The sequence below is a fragment of the Streptomyces sp. NPDC048751 genome (genome assembly GCF_043198595.1).
GTDB lineage: Bacteria > Actinomycetota > Actinomycetes > Streptomycetales > Streptomycetaceae > Streptomyces.
Genome location: NZ_JBICUX010000006.1, coordinates 1 through 19,323, shown reverse-complemented (window position 1 = coordinate 19,323; position 19,323 = coordinate 1). Strand labels below are relative to the sequence as shown.

Below are 19,323 nucleotides of genomic sequence, written 5' to 3'. Positions count from 1 at the left end.
AACCCGCTCGTCAACTCCCTGCGCCCCATGGCCTGTTTCATGCGAAGCTGGGTGACATGAGCGTCGCAGAACCCCGCAGGATTGTCCTCTTCCGGCATGCGAAAGCCGACTGGCCACAGGTGACCGACCACGAGCGCCCACTCGCTGAGCGGGGCCGAAAGGACGCCGCAGTCGCCGGACGCAAGCTGGCCGACACCGGTATCCCCTTCGATCTGGCCCTGTGCTCTACAGCGACCCGCACCCGTGAGACCTGGAAGCTCGCCGTCCATGAGTTCCCTCACCGGCCGAAAACCGTCTACGAGGAGCGGATCTACGAGGCCTCGCCCGGCGAGCTGATCGCGCTGCTCAACGAAGTCCCCGACGACGCGCAGAACGTTCTCCTGATCGGTCACAACCCCGGAATCCAGGGCCTGACCGAGGTCCTCGCCGGCTCCGCCGAGGAGGACGCCCGCGAGCGGTTGAGCGGCCGCGGCTTCCCGACCGCCGCGTTCTCCGTGCTGTCCTTCGACGGCACGTGGAAGAGCCTGGAACCGGGCGCGGCCACGCTGCTGGACTACTGGGCGCCGACCGAGTGACGTGACGGGGGAGGGTCCGGCATCGCGGGGGATGCCGGGCTGTCCCCTGGCTCTTCCGGCTGGGCGGCGGCTCAGTGCTCGACGACGACCGTGTCCGCCGCCTCGACCTCTTCGCGTGTGACACCCAGCAGATACAGGACCGTGTCCAGGAACGGCACGTTCACCGCGGTGTGCGCCGCCTCCCGCACCACCGGCTTCGCGTTGAAGGCGACCCCGAGGCCGGCCGCGTTCAGCATGTCCAGGTCGTTCGCGCCGTCACCGATCGCCACGGTCTGCGACAGCGGTACGCCCGCCTCGGCGGCGAACCGGCGCAGCAGTCGCGCCTTGCCCGCCCGGTCGACGATCTCGCCGGTGACCCGGCCCGTCAGCCGGCCGTCGACGATCTCCAACGTGTTGGCCTGGGCGAAGTCCAGCCCCAGCCGCTCCTTCAGATCGTCGGTGACCTGGGTGAACCCACCCGACACGACGCCCACTTGGTACCCGAGCCGCTTCAGCGTCCGGATCAGCGTGCGCGCGCCCGGCGTCATCCGTACCTTGCTGCGCACCTTCTCCACGACCGAGGCGTCCAGCCCCTCCAGGAGGGCCACGCGCGCGTGCAGCGACTGCTCGAAGTCCAGCTCCCCGCGCATCGCGGCCGCCGTGACCTCGGCGACCTTGTCCTCGCAGCCGGCGTGCGCGGCGAAGAGCTCGATCACCTCGTCCTGGATGAGCGTGGAGTCCACGTCCATGACCACCAGCCGCTGAGCCCGCCGGTGCAGGCCCGCCGCGACGACCGCGATGTCGACGCCGAGCGCGGCGGCGTCCGTCACCAGGGAGGTGCGCAGGGGCTCCGTCTTCACGCCGGACACGGCGAACTCGACCGCGGTCACCGGGTACTTGGCCAACCGGAAGATGCGGTCGATGTTGCCGCCCGCCTTGGTGATCTTCGCGGCGATGGAGGCGGTCGCTTCCGCGGTGAGCGGGTGTCCCAGCACGGTGACCAGGGAGCGGCCCAGGCCTCGCGGCCGGTTGTCGCCGAGCCCGGAGATGATCTCTGCCTGCAGCTTCAACGACTCCGCCCAGCTGTGGACGGTCGCCCGCAGATCCCCCTCCATGCCCCGCGGCGGCTCGGTCACCAGCGCGCACAGCACGATGCGGCCACGGGTGACGACCTGCTCGATGTCGACCACGTCGACGGCGTAGGCGGCCAGGGTGTCGAAGAGGCCGGCCGTGATGCCCGGCCGGTCCTTGCCGAAGATCTTGACCAGGAGAGTGGGGACCTCAGAGGTCACGTCGGAGGTCGGGGTCTGCGAAGCGCTCATGGTGTGTCCACCGTATCCGGCGCCCTCCACACCGCGCCCCTGAGGTCCGCCTGGCGGACACGGAACACTGGCCGACGAACAGATGAAGCGAAGGTGACGCAGGCGGGTTCACCGGGGGACGTGTGAGGATGCCGGGTTGGTTCGGGGGCGCTCCGGGCTGGGTCGGTGCGGGCGGTGGCGTCCCCGGAGCGGCCGGCCGGGAGGCGGGCAGGTCACCGCGGGCCCGCTGGCTTCCCTCGGGGTGGGAGAGGCGGTGGTGGGGGAGGGCCCTCGTCCGGTGGGGGCGGCGGCCTGTCGCCGGGGCGGGGCCCCGGGGGCCGTCCGGGTGACCGCGGCGGAGGGGGGCCGATGGGGCGGACGACCGTCGGGGCTCCGTAGATGTCCTTCGGCGGCGAACCGTCGGCAGGCGGCGCCGACGGATCCGCGGAGTACCCCGGCGGCCGCGCGTCCTCCGGCTCGCGCAGCTCCGGGGGCACCCGCAGGTACGGATTGGTGTCCGGGTTGGGGGGCCGGTACGACCTGCCCCGCGTGTACGGGCCGGACCAGTCCCCGGCCCGCCGCACCGCCCCCGCGACCTCAGCCGACGCCCCCACCCTCGCACCCCGCACCGCCAAGGGCGCGGCCCCTCGCCCCGCCGCCCCGCTCGCGTACGCCAGCAACGCACCGGCGGCCCCCGCCCCCGCGCCCCACAGGGCACCGAGGAGCAGCGCCATGCCGAGGTGCCCGTGCAGTGCGATCCCCGCACCGAACGCGTCGAAGCCGAGCACCGACAGCGAGGCGTTCACGGACACGTCCGTCAGCCGGACGAGCAACGGCAGCGCCAGCGCGGTCACGACCCCCAGCCGCAAACCACACCGCCCGGCAAACCCCAGGGCCCCCACCCCCTGCCCACCGCCACCGGCTCCACCCGGACCGCCCCCGCCCGCCTCGCCTCCGGCACCGTTCCCACCCACACCCGGCTGCCATCCACCCCCGCCTGGCTCCCCGCCCGCGCCCCCCGCCCCCCGTTCCGGCGCACCCCACTCCTCCGCCGCCTCCGCCCCGCGCACTCCCTGCTGCTCAGCCCCGTGGCCCGCCCCGGGCAGACCCCCATCACCCACCCGCGGCCCACCCCCGCCCCCGACCCGGGACCCCCCACCCCCCACCGACGTCCGCACCCCCACCAACACCCCGGCCAGCAACATCATCAGCGCCGCGGCCACCCCCAGCAGCCACACCCGCCCGTCCAGGTCGGCCAGGCGGCCCAGCGTCACGGGCTGGTCGGACTGCATGCGGAGCAGGTCGTCCAGGGGATCCGGCAGTACGGTCACGAGCCCGCCGCTCGCTCGGCCGTCCCACGGGACGAGGAGCCCGAGCGGGATGCCGAGCCACGTGCCGTTGGGGGCGCCGAGCAGGGCCGCGCCCGCGATGCGCTGGGGGTGGTCGTCGGAGATCGCCGCGAAGCCCGCCGCCGCGAAGCCCGCGGCGACCGACACCAGCAGCATGGTGACGAGGGCCGACGCGGCCGGCCGTACGACCCGGTGCACGACCTCCCAGCCACGCGGCAACGGCGTGCGGCGCGAGGCCAGCAGCGCGATCAGCAGGATCCCGGCCGACCAGAACAGCCCGCCGAGCAGGGTGGGCGCCGTGTCGACGGTGAACCCCACCGCCGCCTTCGCGTCGACCAGATCACCGAGCCGGTCCGGCAACAGCCCACCGATGTCCCCGACATCGCCCAGCCCGGGAAGGTCGAGACCTCCGGACCCGCCCCCGCCACCCCCCGTCAGGTCGTCCAGCCCCAGCGAGCCCCCGTCGAACGTGATGACGTCGTGCCCCGCCCAGACCAGCCCGCCCAGCATCGCGACGAACAGCGCGACCACCGTGCCCGCGCGCGCGAGGAGTTCGGCGGGTGCGATCACAACTCCGGCCGCCCGCAGGGACCGTAGGAAGAACCAGGACAGCAGCAGCGCTCCGACCAGGCTCACGCCCAGTGGCGTGATCTCGATGGCCGTATGGGCCTCCGCGCCTTTCAACCCGAAAGCGGACACATCCCCGGACGGCGTGACCGAACCACCCACCCCAAGAGCCACCACCGCCGCGGTCATCGGCCCGAGCGAACCCGCCGAGTCGGCCTCCAGCAGATGCAGACCGAGCGCCGCCGTACCCGCCATCCCGATCAACGCCCAGCTCACGGCGGCGATCCCGGACAGCAGCACATCCGCCCACGGCAGCCTCGTGCCCCGCTCCTCGTACCCGGCGCTCTCCACACCCCTGGACGAGCCCATGGCAGACCCCCCGATCCGCAGCCCGACGCGACGCGGTTGCCGCGCATGTCCCCCTCGCGTGCCTTTACCACTCTCCGGCCCGGTTTCAACCCCGTCAACGGAATCGGTCGAAGCGCCCGTACGCGGTCTTCACAAGGCCCGACTTTCGGTCAGGGGGCCGCGCCTGAAATAGTTCCCGACGATGTTCGACATCCCTAGACTCCCTGTGATGGGGGTAACTCGGGGGACTACTCAGTGGGGCATGGAGTGCCGGAACTCGTACTGGAATTGAATGGACGGACCTGGACGCTCGACCCGTCCAGGCCATACACCCTCGGACGTGATCCGCAGGGTGACATCGTGCTCGACGATGCCAGGGTGTCCTGGCGCCACGCCACGGTCAGCTTCAACGGCCGTAGTTGGGTCATCGAGGACCACGGAAGCACCAACGGCACGTACGCGCAGGGCCAACGGATCCAGCAGCTGGAGATCGGCCCGGGCTCGGCGGTGCACCTGGGCAACGCGACCGACGGACCGCGACTGAACCTCTCCGGCGCCGCGGCCGCCGTGGCCACGCCCCAGGCCCAGCCCCAACAGCCGTACGCCGCACAGGCCGCGAACGCCGGCTGGGCCCAGCAGGCCCCGCCTCAGCAGCAGGCCCCGCAGGCCGGCTGGCAGCAGCCGCAGCAGGCCGCGCCGCACGCGCCGCACGTGCCGCAGCAGCAGGGGCCGAACGAGCCGTACGTGCAGAAGGTGCCCGGTGGTGGCGCGGGGGCGCCGCCGGTCTACGGCGACCGCAGCCCGACCACGTTCCACCAGTTCTCCTTCGACCGCGTGATGCGCATCGGCCGTGCCCTGGAGAACGACCTGGTCGTCTCCGACCTGCAGGTCTCCCGCAACCACGCCGAGTTCCACTCGACGCCCGACGGTCGCATGGAGATCCGCGACCTCGGCTCGCACAACGGCACGTACGTCAACGGCCAGCCCATCCCCAAGGGCGGCTCGGTGCAGCTGGGCCCGACCGACATCGTGGGCGTCGGCCACTCGACGTTCCGGATCGTCGGCGACCGGCTCGAGGAGTTCGTCGACACCGGTGAGGTCTCCTTCTCCGCCCGCCATCTGACCGTCACGGTCGACGGCGGCAAGCAGATCCTCAAGGACGTCTCCTTCGGCGTCCCGGAGAAGTCGCTGATCGCAGTCATCGGCCCGTCCGGTTCCGGCAAGTCGACCCTGCTCAAGGCGCTGACGGGCTACCGGCCCGCCAACCAGGGCGACGTCCTCTACGACAACCGGAACCTGTACAAGCAGTTCGCCGAGCTGCGCCAGCGCATCGGTCTGGTCCCGCAGGACGACATCCTGCACAAGGAGCTGACCGTCAAGAAGGCCCTCAAGTACGCCGCCAAGCTGCGCTTCCCCGCCGACACCACCGGCGCCGAGCGCGAGGCCCGCATCGACGAGGTGCTGCGCGAGCTGAAGCTGGACATCCACAAGGAGAAGAAGGTCACCTCCCTCTCCGGCGGCCAGCGCAAGCGTGTCTCCGTGGCCCTGGAGCTGCTCACCAAGCCGTCGTTGATCTTCCTGGACGAGCCGACCTCCGGCCTCGACCCAGGCATGGACCGCGACGTCATGCAGCTGCTGCGCGGCCTCGCCGACGACGGCCGTACGGTCCTCGTCGTCACCCACTCCGTCGCCGAGCTGGCGCTGTGCGACAAGCTGCTCGTGATGGCGCCGGGCGGTGCCGTCGCCTACTTCGGCCCGCCCGAGGAGGCGCTGAACTTCTTCGGCTACGACACCTGGGCCGACGTCTTCTCCGCCTTCGAGAACTACCGCGACTACGACTGGGCGGGCCGCTGGAAGGGCTCGCAGCACTACCAGATGTACGCCGCGGACATCGACGCCGTCGCACCACAGTCCGTACAGGTCCCGCCGATGCAGGCGATGAAGCCACCGAAGCCACAGGGCTGGATGTCGCAGTTCGTCACCCTGGTGCGCCGCTACGTCTCGGTGATCGCCTCCGACAAGGGCTTCCTGGCCCTGATGGTGATCCTGCCGGCCGTCCTCGGCGCGGTGAGCCTGCTCATCGACGCGGACAAGGGCCTGCTGCCCAATCCGCCCAACGCGGCGGGCCGCATCATCCCGAACGGCACCGCCACCACGGTCCTGCTGATCCTCGCGGTCGGCGCCTGCTTCGCCGGCGCCGCGAACTCCGTCCGTGAGCTGATCAAGGAACGGGTGATCTACGAGCGGGAGCGCGCGACCGGCCTGTCACGGTCCGCGTACCTGATGTCCAAGGTGTTCGTGCTCGGCATGATCACCGTGTTCCAGGGCCTGCTGGTCGGCGTGATCGGCTTCGCCAGCCGGGAGATCCCGGAGGAGGGACTGGTCCTCGGCGGCGCCACCATGATCGAGCTCTCCATTCCGATCATGGCGCTGGGCTTCACCTCGATGATGTTCGGCCTGATCATCTCGTCGCTGGTGAAGACCGCCGAGAAGACCATGCCGCTGCTGGTCATGTTCGCGATCATCCAGGTCGTCTTCACCGGCTGCCTCTTCACCCTGCACGGCTCGATCGGCGTCAACGAGTTCTCGTACCTGATGCCGTCGCGCTGGGCCGTCGCCGCGGCCGGTGCCACGCTGGACTTCAACAAGATCAGCCCGCCCGAGACGGCCGGCGACAACGACCCGCTGTGGGACCACACCGTCGGTGCCTGGGGCATGGACATGGCCGCCCTGATCGCCCTCGGCGTGGTCTGCGGCTTCTTCGTGGCCCGCTTCCTGCGCCGCCACGAGCCCGAGGTCATGCGCAAGTAGTCGTTCCCGTACGTCCCGAAGGGCGGCACCCCTGTCAGGTGGGTGCCGCCCTTCGGTGTCCACGGGCTGAGGTCCGCGTCTGCCTCAGTACGCGCTGTTGACGTTGTCCATGGAGCCGTACTTGTCGGCCGCGTAGTTGCAGGCGGCGGTGATGTTGGCGACCGGGTCGTAGATGTTCCAGGAGGTGCCGGCGACGTGGTACGCGGCGAAGGTCGGCGGGATCACCTGGAGCAGGCCCTTGGACGGGATGCCGTTGATGGCGTTGATGTCCCAGTTGTTGATGGCCTTCGGGTTGCCCGAGGACTCACGCATGATGTTGCGCTTGATGCCGTTGTAGGAGCCCGGGATGTCGTGCTTCTTCATGATGTCGAGCGACTCGCGGATCCAGCCGTCGAGGTTGTTGGAGTACGACTTCTTGGCGGCGACCTGCTGGACCGTGGCGCGCTTGGCGGAGCGGTTGGCCGCCTCCTTGGCCTTGCGCGCGGCCTCGGCCTTCTTCTTGGCGGCGGCCTCGGCGGCCGCCTTCTTCTTGGCCGCGGCGGCCTTGGCGGCGGCGTCGGCGGCGGCCTTCTTCTTCGCCGCGGCCTCCGCGGCGGCCTTCTCCTGGGCCTTCTTCTGCGCCTCGATGGCGTCGACCTTCGCGGTCTCGCCCGCGAGCTGGCCGGTGAGGCCGGCCTTGACGTCCTTGGGCTGCTGGACGCTCTGGGCCACCTGCGCCGAGGAGACCTCGCTCGTGGTCGTCCGGGCATCGGCCGGTACCACCGAGAAGGCGAGGGCGGCGGCACCGAGGGTGGTGACTCCGGCGAACGCGATCTTGTGGTGCATGGTCAGCGCGGAACTGTTGACACGAGTAAGGAAGTTCTTGGGCATGGCAGGTGGACCTCTTCGAGTAGCGCGGAGGTCGCTCTTCGTCCGTCGGGGACAGGGGTGCTTGCTGCACGAACGCCGCGGTGCGAACCCGCGGCGCTGAGCGACGAGAGCAATTCTTAGCGGCCGCAAAATGCGGTGGCAAAGGTGTGACGTACGAAGCCGGGTAGTGGATCGGGGAAGGGCAAAACGGGACAGACCAGACCGTCTGTCCCGTTCATTTGGGGGGTTTGTATCTCCTAAACACTTTCGTACGTGACCTGCGCCCTATGTGAGGGCTCACATCGGGTGCGCCCCGGTCTCACCACCAGTTGCTCGAGCAATGCTCTGTGTGAGGGCTCTCCTACCGCAGGACGAGATGCACGTCCCCGAACTCGTGCCACAGGTAGCCCCCGCGCACGGCCTCCTCATAACCGCGGCCGATCGCCGTCCGCCCCGCGACCGCCTCCAGCATCAGCAGATGCGAGGCCTCCGGCTCGTGCAGCCCCGTCAGCAGGCCGTCCACCACCCGCACGCCCCGCTCGGGCGTCACCACGAGATCCGTCCACCCCTCGGCCGCCCGGACCACCCCGTCGTCCCCCGTGGCCGACTCCACGGCCCGCACCGCCGTCGTCCCCACCGCGACCACCCGCCCCTCACCGGCCCGCACGGCGTTGATCAGCCGAGCCGACGCCTCCGGCACCGCGAACCGCTCCGGGTACGGCGGCTCGTACGCCTCGGACGAGGCCACCCCGGTGTGCAGCGTGATCGGCGCGAACTGCACACCCCGGCTCACCAGCTCCGCCACCAGCCGCGCCGTGAAGGGCCGCGCGGCGCTCGGCATCTCGGCACTGCCCTCCCCGTCGGCGCCCGGCAGCGCGAACACCGTCTGGTACACGGACAACGGCTGATCCCGCTCCGTGTAGGAGTAGCGAATGGGTCGCCCGTACTCCCGCAGCAGCCCGCCCACCGCCCCCGTGGCCACCCGTGCCCACCACAGCCGCCCGCTGACCCCGCTCAGCGCCTCCTCCAGCACCAGCCGTACGCCGGGCAGCCGCACCTCAGTCCCCGCGGGCCCGCCCGCACGCGCGCGCGTGGTGCCCCTTCCGTCCGGGGCCCGCAGCTCGACGGCCCACCGCCCGTCGTCCCCGCGCGTGGAGAAATGCACCACCACGCGCGTGTGCCCCACCCTGCCGTCCACCGCCGCGGCCAGCGTCGGTGAGGTGTTCACCACCAGCAGGTCCCCGGCCCGCAGCAGCCTCGGCAGCTCCCCGAACACGTGGTGCGACACCTCCGTCCCCCGCGACACCAGCAGCCGTACGGCGTCCCGGTCGAGCCCGGGCCCGCGCTGCTCGGCCGGCACACGTGCGGACAGCCCCTCCGGCACCCCCACCGTGAGCGTCATCGCCACCCCTCCAGCAACGACGGCGCCCCGTAGCGCCCGCTCGCCGGACGCTCGTCCAGCAGCCGCAGGAACGCGGGCACCACGCTCTCCGGGGCCGGCCGTGGATCGTCGTCGTCCGGTACGGCCGCCGCGTACAGCTCCGTGGCCATGTCCCCGGGATCGACCGCCCACACCCGCAGTCCCGGCTCCTCCTCACCGAGCACCGCCGCCAGGTGGTCCAGGGCCGCCTTCGACGCCCCGTAGCCGCCCCACGCCTCGTACGCCTCGGCGGCCGCGTCCGAGCTGACCGCGATGACCGTGCCGGCCCGCGACGCCCGCAGCAGCGGCAGCGACTCCTGGACCAGGCCCAGCGCGGCCACCACGTTCACCTCCAACGCGCGCCGCAGCCCGTCCAGGGGCAGCTCCTCCAGCCGTACCAGCGGCTCGGCGCCCAACGCGCTCGCGTTGTTCACCACCAGATCGACCCCACCCAGCTTCCGGGCCGCCGCCACCAGCTCCGACCGGTGCGCGGCATCCGTGACATCACCCGGCAGGGCCGCCACCCGCGTCCCGTGCACCGCCAGCACCGCTTCCGTCTCCTTCACGGCGTACGCCGACCTGGCGTCCAGCACCAGATCCCAGCCCCGCGCGGCCAGAGCCCCGGCGAGCGCCCGCCCCAGCCCCTTCGAGGCACCCGTGATGATCGCTACCGGCATGACAACCGTCCCCTCGTCATTGGACCGCCTCCGACCGGCGATGCCCTCAACGTAGGAACCGGGCCACCCGCTCCGCGTCGGACACTGGCCGCAGAACACCGGGTCCCTTCGACCTAAGCCACCGCTCCGGGACCCGCGGCCCAGGGCCTGTCGTTTGGATCACGCCGCAGACGCGGGGTCTGGCACGCCCATCTGCGGCGTTGTCGTCGGTTGCCGATGCTCCGCATCGACGCCCTCCTCCGCCTTGCAGCTGCACGCACCAAACCCCGCTCACCGGCGCTGACCAGCCCGCGTCGATTTCCTGCGACCTGATCCAAACGACAGGCCCTAGGTCCGCCGCCCTAGGAGTCAGCCGCCGCACGTCCGATCCGCGCTGTCACACCCCGCCGGTACCGTGAGGACATGAGTCAAGGCCCCAGGTCCGGCCTCGCCGCGGTGAGCTCCGCGCTGCTGGCCATGAGCAGGCACCTCGAGGTGCGCGACGTCCTCAAGACGATCGTCGCCTCGGCCCGTGAGCTGCTCGACGCGCAGTACGCCGCCCTCGGCGTCCCCGACGACCACGGCGGCTTCGCCCAGTTCGTCGTCGACGGCGTCAGCGAGGAGCAGTGGCGGGCCATCGGCCCCCTCCCGCGCCAGCACGGCATCCTCGCGGCCATGCTCCAGGAGGCCAAGGCCGAACGCCTCGCCGACGTCCGCAAGGACCCCCGCTTCGAGGGCTGGCCCTCCGCCCACCCTGAGATGTCCGACTTCCTGGGCCTGCCGATCCGCGACGGCGACGAGGTCATCGGCGCCCTCTTCCTGGCCAACAAGAACTGCACGAATTCCGAGGGCGGTTGCGGCTTCACCGAGGACGACGAGGACCTGCTCGCCATCCTCGCCCAGCACGCGGCCATCGCCCTCACCAACGCCCGCCTGTACGAACGCAGCCGCGAACTGACCATCGCCGAGGAACGCTCCCGCCTCGCCCACGAACTGCACGACGCGGTCAGCCAGAAGCTGTTCTCCCTGCGCCTGACGGCCCAGGCGGCGGCCGCCCTCGTCGACCGCGACCCCTCCCGCGCCAAGGGCGAGCTGCACCAGGTGGCCGCCCTCGCCGCCGAAGCGGCGGACGAACTGCGCGCCGCCGTCGTCGAGTTGCGGCCCGCCGCACTGGACGAGGACGGCCTCGTCGCCACCCTCCGCACCCACGTCCAGGTCCTCGACCGCGCCCACGACGCGCGTGTCACCTTCGCCAGCTGCGGCGTCCGCGCCCTGCCCGCCGCCCAGGAGGAGGCCGTCCTGAGGGTCGCCCAGGAGGCGCTGCACAACGCACTGCGCCACTCCGGCGCGTTCCGGGTCGACGTCACCCTGGAGAGGCGCGCCGGCGGCGCCGTCCTGCGCGTCACCGACGACGGCACCGGCTTCGACCCGCCGTCGATACGCAGGGACGGACGCCACCTCGGCCTGGTCTCCATGCGGGACCGGGCGAGCGGCGTCGGCGGCGCCCTGACGGTGGAATCGGCGCCCGGCAAGGGCACCACGATCGAGATGGAGGTCCCCGGTGGCTGACGCAATCAGGGTGCTGCTCGTCGACGACCACCAGGTGGTCCGCCGGGGCCTGCGTACCTTCCTGGAAGTGCAGGACGACATCGAGGTCGTGGGCGAGGCCGCCGACGGCGCCGAAGGAGTCGAACGCGCCGAGGAGTTGAAGCCCGACATCGTCCTGATGGACGTCAAGATGCCCGGCATGGACGGCGTGGAAGCCCTGCGCCGACTCCGCGAACTGGACAACCCCGCGCGCGTGCTGATCGTCACCAGCTTCACCGAACAGCGCACGGTGGTCCCGGCCCTGCGCGCCGGCGCCGCCGGGTACGTGTACAAGGACGTGGACCCCGACGCGCTGGCCGGCGCCATCCGCTCCGTCCACGCCGGCCACATCCTGCTCCAGCCCGAGGTCGCGGGCGCCCTGTTGTCGCAGGAGGAGACCGGCCCGGGGCAGGGCAGGGGAAGCTCGCTCACGGAACGCGAGCGCGAGGTGCTCGGCCTGATCGCGGACGGCCGCTCCAACCGCGAGATCGCCCGCGCCCTGGTCCTCTCCGAGAAGACCGTCAAGACCCACGTCTCGAACATCCTGATGAAACTGGACCTCGCGGACCGCACCCAGGCCGCCCTGTGGGCCGTACGGCATGGCGTGACCGGCTGAAACGCGGAAGGTTCCGCTCCAGGCTGAGATTCATACCGTCGTGGGAATGTCCCCCGGATGGCGCATCCTTCGAGGAGCTCCACCGTTCTCCAGTGCGTGCTGCGGCGACTGCCGCAGCGATCACCAGGAGGGGTCAGAAGTGAAGAACCTGAAGAAGGCAGCGGCCGTGGCGATGGTGGCCGGCGGGCTGGTCGCCGCCGGCGCCGGCATGGCGTCCGCCACCGACGGCGGCGGCGCCGCGGCCCACGGCACGGCCGTCGGCTCCCCGGGCGTCGGCTCGGGCAACGTCGTCCAGGCCCCGGTCCACATCCCCGTGAACGTCTCCGGCAACAGCGTCAACGTCATCGGCGCCCTGAACCCGGCCTTCGGCAACACGGCCCTCAACCACTGAGGCCCAGAACCACACAAGGCCCCGCGAGCGAACTACGACTCGCGGGGCCTCCTCAGCGCGGGGCGGCAGCAAATCAGCCCGTCCGGCGCTTGAGGACGAGGCCGTCCAGGCCGAAACGGGGGGCTGGGGGCAGAGCCCCCAGAGACGCCCACACCAATCCCGGCCCCCGCGCCAGGCACCCTCACCGTCGCTCCCGCTCCTCCACAACGGAGTTGTACGCCGCGACCTGCGCCCGCCGAGCCGTCCGCTCCACCGGCCGCAACGCCTCGCCCCGAGCCGCCATCTCCGACGCACTCACCGCACCCCCATGCCCGTTCTCATAGGCAAGGGACACCAACAACCCGACCCGCTGCGCCAGCTCCAACACCCGCACCGCGCGCGGCGGATACCCCGGCGCCAACACCTCCCGCCCCCGTTCGGCCCGCGCCCGATACGCGTCGAGCGCCGCCTCGGCCACCGGCCCAGACCCGGCCACATCCAGCCGCGTCAGCACCTGCGTGGCCTCCCGGAGCGCCTCCGCCAGCTCCCGCTCCGCCTCACCCAACGACGGCACATCCGCCGGCGGAGCCTCCCGCACCGCCAGACACCGCCAGGTCACCTCGACATGCACATCACCCGCGGGCCCCGCCTCGAACACCTCCGGCACCAGCCCCAGCGCCGCCCCGTGACAGACCACCGCCTCCTCGGCCTCCATCGCCCGCGCATTGAACTCCGGCGGCCCGCTGAGCCCCAGCGGATGACCCGGCGCGGGCAACGCCACCCGCAGCCCGCTCACCCCCAGCGCCCGCAGCCGCCCCAGCCCGAGCGTGAGCCCGACGGGCCCCGCCTCACCGGGCAGCCCCTCCACCCGGTGCACCGCGTCCTCGCCGACAATGGCGAGGACGGCGTCATCCGGAGAGGCAAATCCGGCCAAAAGTGCATTTCCCCAAGCGGCAAGGCGTCCAGAGCGCGGTTCCGTGAGCATGCCCCCACCCTAAGGACCGGACCGATGGAATGTCCGGGCCCACCCGTGGCGTAGATTTCCTAGAGGGCTGCGCCCACCGGCGCGGCGGACCGAGCCACAGGCGAACGCGACAGCCGAGACCGGCCACACTGCAAGGGGAGACAACGCGCTCATGAGCGATGTTCTGGAGCTTCAGGACGTATCCGTGGTCCGTGAGGGCCGGGCTCTGGTGGACCAGGTCTCCTGGTCGGTCAAGGAGGGCGAGCGCTGGGTCATCCTCGGCCCGAACGGCGCCGGCAAGACCACCCTCCTGAACGTCGCGTCCAGCTACCTCTACCCCAGCCAGGGCACCGCCACCATCCTCGGCGAGACCCTCGGCAAGCCCGGCACCGACGTCTTCGAGCTGCGCCCGCGCATCGGCATGGCGGGCCTCGCCATGGCCGACAAGCTGCCCAAGCGCCAGACCGTCCTCGAAACGGTCCTCACGGCCGCGTACGGCATGACGGCCACCTGGCAGGAGGACTACGAGGAGATCGACGAGCAGCGCGCCCGCGCCTTCCTCGACCGCCTCGGCATGAGCGAGTACCTCGAGCGGAAGTTCGGCACCCTCTCCGAGGGCGAGCGCAAGCGCACCCTCATCGCCCGCGCCCTCATGACCGACCCCGAGCTGCTCCTCCTCGACGAGCCCGCCGCCGGCCTCGACCTCGGCGGCCGCGAGGACCTCGTACGCCGCCTCGGCCGCCTCGCGCGCGACCCGATCGCCCCCTCGATGCTCATGGTCACCCACCACGTCGAGGAGATCGCCCCGGGCTTCACCCACGTCCTCATGATCCGCCAGGGCAAGGTCCTCGCCGCGGGTCCCCTGGAGCTCGAACTCACCTCCCGCAACCTCTCCCTCTGCTTCGGCCTCCCGCTCGTCGTCGAGCAGGTCGGCGACCGCTGGACCGCCCAGGGCCTGCCCCTGTCCTGACGGCGTGAAGAGGGCGCAAAGACCCGGCTAAGAAGCCTCCTTCATCCAGCTCGGCGCCCTGTCGGCGGCAGGACCCGCGGACCTACCATGGCCCTGTGAACGACATCGACGCATGGGTGTGGTGGCTCGTCGGCGCGGCCGCGCTCGGAATCCCGCTCGTGGTGACCGCGATGCCGGAGTTCGGCATGCTCGCGGTGGGTGCCCTGGCCGCCGCGGGCGTCGCAGGACTCGGCGGTGGTGTCGTCGTCCAGGTCCTCGTCTTCATCGCCGTCTCGGTCGCCCTCATCGCCGTCGTACGCCCCATCGCGGCACGCCATAGCAGGCAACGGCCTCAATTCGTCACCGGCATCGACGCGTTGAAGGGCAGGCAAGCCGTCGTCCTGGAACGCGTCGACGGCTCCGGCGGCCGAATCAAGCTCGCCGGAGAGGTCTGGACGGCCCGCGCTCTCGACACCGACCGCGCCTACGAGGTAGGCCAGGAAGTCGACGTCGTGGACATCGAGGGAGCCACGGCGATCATCATGTGACCTCGTACGACGCAACTGCAGCGAACGAGCCACGACTTACGCGACGGTCTGTCAGACTCGAGCAGCAAGATCTTCAACAACCATAAGATCTTCCGAAAGCGCCGAGGCGGAGAAGGGTACGGGGAGCCGACGATGGAACCGGTCATCATCGTCTTGATCATTCTGGTGGTGTTGGTCTTCATCGCCCTGATCAAGACGATCCAAGTCATTCCGCAGGCGAGCGCCGCGATCGTCGAGCGCTTCGGCCGCTACACGCGGACACTCAACGCGGGCCTCAACATCGTCGTCCCGTTCATCGACACCATCCGCAACCGCATCGACCTGCGTGAACAGGTCGTACCGTTCCCGCCCCAGCCGGTGATCACCCAGGACAACCTGGTCGTCAACATCGACACCGTCATCTACTACCAGGTGACCGACGCACGGGCCGCCACCTACGAAGTCGCCAGCTACATCCAGGCGATCGAGCAGCTGACGGTCACCACCCTGCGCAACATCATCGGCGGCATGGACCTGGAGCGCACCCTGACCTCGCGCGAGGAGATCAACGCGGCCCTGCGTGGCGTCCTCGACGAGGCCACCGGCAAGTGGGGCATCCGCGTCAACCGCGTCGAACTCAAGGCGATCGAACCGCCCACCTCCATCCAGGACTCGATGGAGAAGCAGATGCGCGCCGACCGGGACAAGCGCGCCGCCATCCTCACCGCCGAAGGTACGCGACAGGCCGCCATCCTCACCGCCGAGGGCGAGAAGCAGTCCCAGATCCTGCGCGCCGAGGGTGAGGCCAAGGCCGCCGCCCTTCGCGCCGAGGGTGAGGCCCAGGCCGTCCGTACGGTCTTCGAGGCGATCCACGCCGGCGACCCGGACCAGAAGCTCCTCAGCTACCAGTACCTCCAGATGCTCCCGAAGATCGCCGAAGGCGACGCCAACAAGCTCTGGATCGTCCCCAGCGAAATCGGCGACGCCCTCAAGGGCCTCTCCGGCGCCATGGGCAACTTCGGCTCCATGGGCGGCGGTTCAGCCGGCAACGGCTCCAAGGGCAACAACGGCTCGGAACGCCGGGAGAAGCCTCAGATCGACTAGACGCCGGTCAGTTCCCGGCGCCCTGCAAGGGGGCGCGGGGAACTGCGCGACCAGCCACCACCGACCCGCAGCCGACGCATCACGCCGCGTCCAGAGCCAACCACTCCGGCAACGCAGCCAAATCCTCCTGGGCCAGCGCCAGCAACATCGCGTCCGCCGGAGTCGGCTCGAACGGCTCCCGAAGCAACGGCATCCCCGCCTCCACCGGAGTCCGGTTCGCCTTGCGGTGGTTGTCCTCCGCACAGGAGGCCACCGTGTTCAACCAGGTGTCCTGACCACCCTGCGACCGCGGCACCACGTGGTCCACGGTCGTCGCACGCCTCCCGCAGTACGCGCACCTGTGCCGGTCACGTACCAGAACACCCCGCCTCGACCACGGAGCTTGTCTTCGGAAGGGCACCCGTACGTACCTGCACAGCCTGATCACCCGAGGCGCCGGTATGTCGACGGCGGCTCCACGCATCCGCAGTTCGGGGTGGGCCTGCTCGACGACGGCCTTGTCCTGGAGCACCAGCACGACGGCTCGGTTCAACGTCACCGTCGACAGCGGCTCAAAGCTCGCGTTCAGTACCAGCGTGTCCCGCATCCAGCCCACCTCCCGTGCACCGGCCCACCCCCTGGCGGGCTGGGATCAACTCTGGCCGGGCACGCCGAGATGGACAACGCAATATCTGCTGCTCTCACGGGGGGTGACCCCCGCGACCCCCGGCAACAAAAATGCCCGCCTCTGATCAATTCCAAGACCAGAGGCGGACAAACGTTGAATGAACGATGAGCTTACTCAGCCCTGCGCCGGAACCTCGTACTCACCGATCAGCTGAGCACGCGCGAGCGTGTGGAACCGCAGATTGAAGCCGACGGCGGCAGGCGAGGCGTCGGAATCCGGACCGAGCTTCTCCTGATCCACCGCGTACACCGTGAAGACGTACCGGTGCGGCCCGTCGCCGGGCGGCGGCGCGGCACCACCGAATTCCTTCGACCCGTAGTCGTTCCGCGCGTGTACGGCGCCCTGCGGCAGCCCCTCGAACTTGCCGCCGCCCGCACCGGCGGGCAGCTCCGTCACGGAGGCCGGGATGTCGAACAGGACCCAGTGCCAGAACCCGCTGCCGGTGGGGGCGTCGGGGTCGTAGCAGGTCACGGCGAAACTCTTGGTCTCGGGCGGAAAGCCCTCCCACCGCAGCTGCGGCGAGGTGTTGCCGGCCGCGTGGACCTGAGCGTCCTTGAGCGTCGCCCCCTCCCGCACATCCTCACTCGTGACCGTGAACGACGGCACGGGCGGATGGAAGTCGTGGGGGAGCGGCCGCCTCTTGAGCTCGGTCACCTCAATACCTCCTGATCGATCTGGAGTCTGTGGTTCCGAGCCTAGAACCAGTTGCGCTTGCTGCCGACCTCGGACAGCCACTGGTTGAGGTATGCCGCCCAGTCGGTCGTCTGGTAGTCGTGCAGACCGACCTGGAAGGAGCGGAACGTGTCACTGCCCTCGCTGAACAGACCCGGCTTCTTGTCCATCTCCAGGACGACGTCCATGGCCTGGTCGTCGGCGACGAAGCTCAGCTCGACCTGGTTGAGGCCCCGGTACTGCGACGGCGGGAAGAACTCGATCTCCTGGTAGAACGGCAGCTTCTGCCGCGTCCCCCGGATGTGCCCGCGCTCCATGTCCGCGCTCTTGAACCGGAAGCCCAGCTGGATGAACGCGTCGAGGATCGCCTTCTGCGCCGGCAGCGGGTGCACGTTGATCGGGTCCAGGTCACCGGAGTCCACGGCCCGCGCGATCTCCAGCTCCGTGGTCACACCGATGTGCATCCCGCGCAGCGTCTGACCGTCGATCGTGGTGATCGGCGTCTCCCACGGGATCTCCAGCCCGAACGGCACGGCGTGCACGGCGTTCGCCTGGAGCTCGAACGCGCCCCCGAGCCGCAGCTTGGTGAACTCGATGTTCTGCTTGTACTCCGTGTCCTGGCCCTCGACCTCGACCTGGGCCTGAAGCCCGACCGACAGCCCCTCGATCTGCTGGTTGACGGACCCGCCCTGGATCCGCACCTCACCCTGGACGACGCCGCCCGGCACGACGTTGAACTCGGTCAGCTCGGTCTCGACCGAAGCCCCGCCGGCTCCCAGACTCGCGAGCAGCTTCTTGAACGCCATGACTCTCCCTCGTTACGAGTGGATCCCTGGTGCTTGATCCCTGATCCCTACAAACGCGATCCGGCCGTGACCGGTTCCGCTCACACCCTGGCAAGCCGGACGCTCCGTGGCCACCCCGACGCACCCACCCGACTGCACTACGCTCGGAGGGCATGATCGCGACCCCCGACCGTACGCCCCTGCCAAGGAACTTCTTCGACCGCCCTGTCCTGGACGTCGCCCCCGACCTCCTCGGCCGCATCCTTGTGCGCACCACCCCGGACGGTCCGATCGCCGTGCGTCTGACGGAGGTGGAGGCCTACGACGGCCCGAACGACCCCGGATCGCACGCTTATCGCGGTCGCACGGCCCGCAACGACGTGATGTTCGGTCCGCCCGGCCATGTGTACGTCTACTTCACCTACGGCATGTGGTTCTGCATGAACCTCGTGTGCGGTCCCGAGGGCACGGCGAGCGCGGTCCTGCTCCGCGCCGGCGAGATCGTCGAGGGCGCCGAACTGGCCCGCAAACGTCGACTCTCGGCCCGGAACGACAAGGAACTGGCCAAAGGCCCCGCCCGCCTGGCCACCGCCCTGGGCGTCGACCGCTCCCTCGACGGCACGGACGCCTGTACCCAGGAGGAGACCCCGCTACGCGTCCTTACGGGCACCGCTGTCCCCTCTGACCAGGTGCGCAACGGTCCCCGCACGGGAGTGGCCGGCGACGGAGGCAACGGGGACACCCATCCCTGGCGCTTCTGGATCGCCAACGACCCGACGGTGAGCCCCTATCGGGCCCACGCCCCGAGGCGCCGCCGAAGTTGACTCGCCTTGCCAAGGTGCGTAATGTAGCCCGAGCCGCTTGAACCGGTTACGGCGATCGCCAGCAGCCGAGAGCGGCCAACCCACTACCTACGACGCCCCTCAGCGGGAGCGAATTCGGCGTGCCCGCATGCCCGAATTCAGTCTCGCAGGACTCGATTATGAGTTGCCGAGGGAATCGGCTAACGTAGTGAATGTCGAAAGGCCGCCGGGCGAAAGCCCAAAGCCTCAGACACATCCCGCCGACAGGGAATCGGATCGAAAAAAAGATCTGATAGAGTCGGAAACGCAAGACCGAAGGGAAGCGCCCGGGAGGAAAGCCTGAGAGAGTCTCTCGGGTGAGTACAAAGGAAGCGTCCGTTCCTTGAGAACTCAACAGCGTGCCAAAAATCAACGCCAGATATGT

The 19,323-nt window shown here is 70.2% G+C and carries 18 protein-coding genes; 9 read left to right on the top strand and 9 right to left on the bottom strand.

All coding sequences use genetic code 11. The features are described 5' to 3' along the window. Window positions 1-56 precede the first annotated feature (56 nt). Window positions 57-575, top strand: a complete 519-nt coding sequence (locus ACGFNV_RS19830; RefSeq protein ID WP_393624122.1) for a SixA phosphatase family protein — start codon at window positions 57-59, stop codon at window positions 573-575. A gap of 71 nt (window positions 576-646) precedes the next feature. Here the strand turns inward: ACGFNV_RS19830 and serB are convergent, their stop codons facing one another. Together serB and ACGFNV_RS19820 are read right to left on the bottom strand one after the other, a co-directional pair. Beyond that, window positions 647-1,876, bottom strand: a complete 1,230-nt coding sequence (gene serB, locus ACGFNV_RS19825) for a phosphoserine phosphatase SerB (RefSeq protein ID WP_393624120.1) — start codon at window positions 1,874-1,876, stop codon at window positions 647-649. A gap of 212 nt (window positions 1,877-2,088) precedes the next feature. Further along, window positions 2,089-4,140 (bottom strand): streptophobe family protein, encoded by a 2,052-nt coding sequence (locus ACGFNV_RS19820; protein WP_393624118.1) that lies wholly within the window; start codon window positions 4,138-4,140, stop codon window positions 2,089-2,091. Window positions 4,141-4,386: 246 nt separating this feature from the next. On the opposite strand from ACGFNV_RS19820, the gene ACGFNV_RS19815 reads away from it, so the two are divergent. Continuing rightward, window positions 4,387-6,930 (top strand): FHA domain-containing protein, encoded by a 2,544-nt coding sequence (locus ACGFNV_RS19815; RefSeq protein WP_393624116.1) that lies wholly within the window; start codon window positions 4,387-4,389, stop codon window positions 6,928-6,930. Between the two features lie 84 nt (window positions 6,931-7,014). On the opposite strand, the gene ACGFNV_RS19810 is transcribed toward ACGFNV_RS19815, so the two are convergent. The 3 genes from ACGFNV_RS19810 to ACGFNV_RS19800 all read right to left on the bottom strand — a co-directional run bounded on the left by ACGFNV_RS19810 (window position 7,015) and on the right by ACGFNV_RS19800 (window position 9,876). Next, window positions 7,015-7,800, bottom strand: a complete 786-nt coding sequence (locus ACGFNV_RS19810) for a transglycosylase SLT domain-containing protein (protein WP_393624114.1) — start codon at window positions 7,798-7,800, stop codon at window positions 7,015-7,017. A gap of 340 nt (window positions 7,801-8,140) precedes the next feature. Next, window positions 8,141-9,181, bottom strand: a complete 1,041-nt coding sequence (locus ACGFNV_RS19805) for an S-adenosylmethionine:tRNA ribosyltransferase-isomerase (protein WP_393624112.1) — start codon at window positions 9,179-9,181, stop codon at window positions 8,141-8,143. Then, window positions 9,178-9,876, bottom strand: coding sequence for an SDR family NAD(P)-dependent oxidoreductase (locus tag ACGFNV_RS19800; protein WP_393624110.1), 699 nt, complete (start codon window positions 9,874-9,876; stop codon window positions 9,178-9,180). Before ACGFNV_RS19800 ends, ACGFNV_RS19805 begins: the two co-directional genes overlap by 4 nt. 402 nt (window positions 9,877-10,278) lie before the next feature. Here ACGFNV_RS19800 and ACGFNV_RS19795 point away from each other — a divergent pair, with 402 nt between their 5' ends. The 3 genes from ACGFNV_RS19795 (at window position 10,279) to ACGFNV_RS19785 (ending at window position 12,449) form a co-directional block, all read left to right on the top strand. After that, entirely contained in the window at window positions 10,279-11,424 is a 1,146-nt protein-coding gene (locus ACGFNV_RS19795; protein WP_393624108.1) for a GAF domain-containing sensor histidine kinase, read from the top strand. Next, on the top strand, window positions 11,417-12,058 hold the full coding sequence (locus ACGFNV_RS19790; RefSeq protein WP_393624106.1) for a response regulator: 642 nt from the start codon (window positions 11,417-11,419) through the stop codon (window positions 12,056-12,058). The genes ACGFNV_RS19795 and ACGFNV_RS19790 overlap by 8 nt, the downstream gene beginning before the upstream one ends. A 139-nt stretch (window positions 12,059-12,197) precedes the next feature. Continuing rightward, entirely contained in the window at window positions 12,198-12,449 is a 252-nt protein-coding gene (locus ACGFNV_RS19785; RefSeq protein WP_393624104.1) for a chaplin, read from the top strand. A gap of 181 nt (window positions 12,450-12,630) precedes the next feature. On the opposite strand, the gene ACGFNV_RS19780 is transcribed toward ACGFNV_RS19785, so the two are convergent. Continuing rightward, complete coding sequence (locus ACGFNV_RS19780; RefSeq protein WP_393624103.1) at window positions 12,631-13,413, bottom strand: hypothetical protein; 783 nt, start codon at window positions 13,411-13,413, stop codon at window positions 12,631-12,633. A gap of 151 nt (window positions 13,414-13,564) precedes the next feature. Between ACGFNV_RS19780 and ACGFNV_RS19775 the strand changes: the two genes are divergently transcribed. The 3 genes from ACGFNV_RS19775 to ACGFNV_RS19765 all read left to right on the top strand — a co-directional run bounded on the left by ACGFNV_RS19775 (window position 13,565) and on the right by ACGFNV_RS19765 (window position 15,972). Beyond that, complete coding sequence (locus ACGFNV_RS19775) at window positions 13,565-14,362, top strand: ABC transporter ATP-binding protein (protein ID WP_393624101.1); 798 nt, start codon at window positions 13,565-13,567, stop codon at window positions 14,360-14,362. A gap of 95 nt (window positions 14,363-14,457) precedes the next feature. Beyond that, complete coding sequence (locus ACGFNV_RS19770; protein WP_393624100.1) at window positions 14,458-14,889, top strand: NfeD family protein; 432 nt, start codon at window positions 14,458-14,460, stop codon at window positions 14,887-14,889. A gap of 132 nt (window positions 14,890-15,021) precedes the next feature. Then, the gene (locus ACGFNV_RS19765) at window positions 15,022-15,972 is read left to right on the top strand and encodes an SPFH domain-containing protein (protein WP_393624098.1); all 951 of its coding nucleotides are present in this window, start codon (window positions 15,022-15,024) and stop codon (window positions 15,970-15,972) included. A gap of 79 nt (window positions 15,973-16,051) precedes the next feature. On the opposite strand, the gene ACGFNV_RS19760 is transcribed toward ACGFNV_RS19765, so the two are convergent. From ACGFNV_RS19760 to ACGFNV_RS19750, 3 genes are all read right to left on the bottom strand, one after another. After that, a complete protein-coding gene (locus ACGFNV_RS19760; RefSeq protein ID WP_133930385.1) occupies window positions 16,052-16,558 on the bottom strand; it encodes an HNH endonuclease in 507 nt (168 codons plus the stop codon). 195 nt (window positions 16,559-16,753) lie between these two features. Further along, entirely contained in the window at window positions 16,754-17,293 is a 540-nt protein-coding gene (locus ACGFNV_RS19755; protein WP_393624095.1) for a YbhB/YbcL family Raf kinase inhibitor-like protein, read from the bottom strand. Window positions 17,294-17,334: 41 nt separating this feature from the next. Beyond that, on the bottom strand, window positions 17,335-18,117 hold the full coding sequence (locus ACGFNV_RS19750; RefSeq protein ID WP_393624093.1) for a sporulation protein: 783 nt from the start codon (window positions 18,115-18,117) through the stop codon (window positions 17,335-17,337). Window positions 18,118-18,269: 152 nt separating this feature from the next. On the opposite strand from ACGFNV_RS19750, the gene ACGFNV_RS19745 reads away from it, so the two are divergent. Continuing rightward, complete coding sequence (locus ACGFNV_RS19745) at window positions 18,270-18,920, top strand: DNA-3-methyladenine glycosylase (protein ID WP_393624091.1); 651 nt, start codon at window positions 18,270-18,272, stop codon at window positions 18,918-18,920. Window positions 18,921-19,323: the final 403 nt, after the last annotated feature.

Coding starts and splice junctions, on each gene's coding strand:
- ACGFNV_RS19830 (WP_393624122.1), top strand. CDS start 57: ATGAGCGTCGCAGAACCCCGCAGGATTGTCCTCTTCCGGCATGCGAAA.
- serB (WP_393624120.1), bottom strand. CDS start 1,876: ATGAGCGCTTCGCAGACCCCGACCTCCGACGTGACCTCTGAGGTCCCC.
- ACGFNV_RS19820 (WP_393624118.1), bottom strand. CDS start 4,140: ATGGGCTCGTCCAGGGGTGTGGAGAGCGCCGGGTACGAGGAGCGGGGC.
- ACGFNV_RS19810 (WP_393624114.1), bottom strand. CDS start 7,800: ATGCCCAAGAACTTCCTTACTCGTGTCAACAGTTCCGCGCTGACCATG.
- ACGFNV_RS19805 (WP_393624112.1), bottom strand. CDS start 9,181: ATGACGCTCACGGTGGGGGTGCCGGAGGGGCTGTCCGCACGTGTGCCG.
- ACGFNV_RS19800 (WP_393624110.1), bottom strand. CDS start 9,876: ATGCCGGTAGCGATCATCACGGGTGCCTCGAAGGGGCTGGGGCGGGCG.
- ACGFNV_RS19795 (WP_393624108.1), top strand. CDS start 10,279: ATGAGTCAAGGCCCCAGGTCCGGCCTCGCCGCGGTGAGCTCCGCGCTG.
- ACGFNV_RS19780 (WP_393624103.1), bottom strand. CDS start 13,413: ATGCTCACGGAACCGCGCTCTGGACGCCTTGCCGCTTGGGGAAATGCA.
- ACGFNV_RS19775 (WP_393624101.1), top strand. CDS start 13,565: ATGAGCGATGTTCTGGAGCTTCAGGACGTATCCGTGGTCCGTGAGGGC.
- ACGFNV_RS19765 (WP_393624098.1), top strand. CDS start 15,022: ATGGAACCGGTCATCATCGTCTTGATCATTCTGGTGGTGTTGGTCTTC.
- ACGFNV_RS19760 (WP_133930385.1), bottom strand. CDS start 16,558: ATGCGGGACACGCTGGTACTGAACGCGAGCTTTGAGCCGCTGTCGACG.
- ACGFNV_RS19750 (WP_393624093.1), bottom strand. CDS start 18,117: ATGGCGTTCAAGAAGCTGCTCGCGAGTCTGGGAGCCGGCGGGGCTTCG.
- ACGFNV_RS19745 (WP_393624091.1), top strand. CDS start 18,270: ATGATCGCGACCCCCGACCGTACGCCCCTGCCAAGGAACTTCTTCGAC.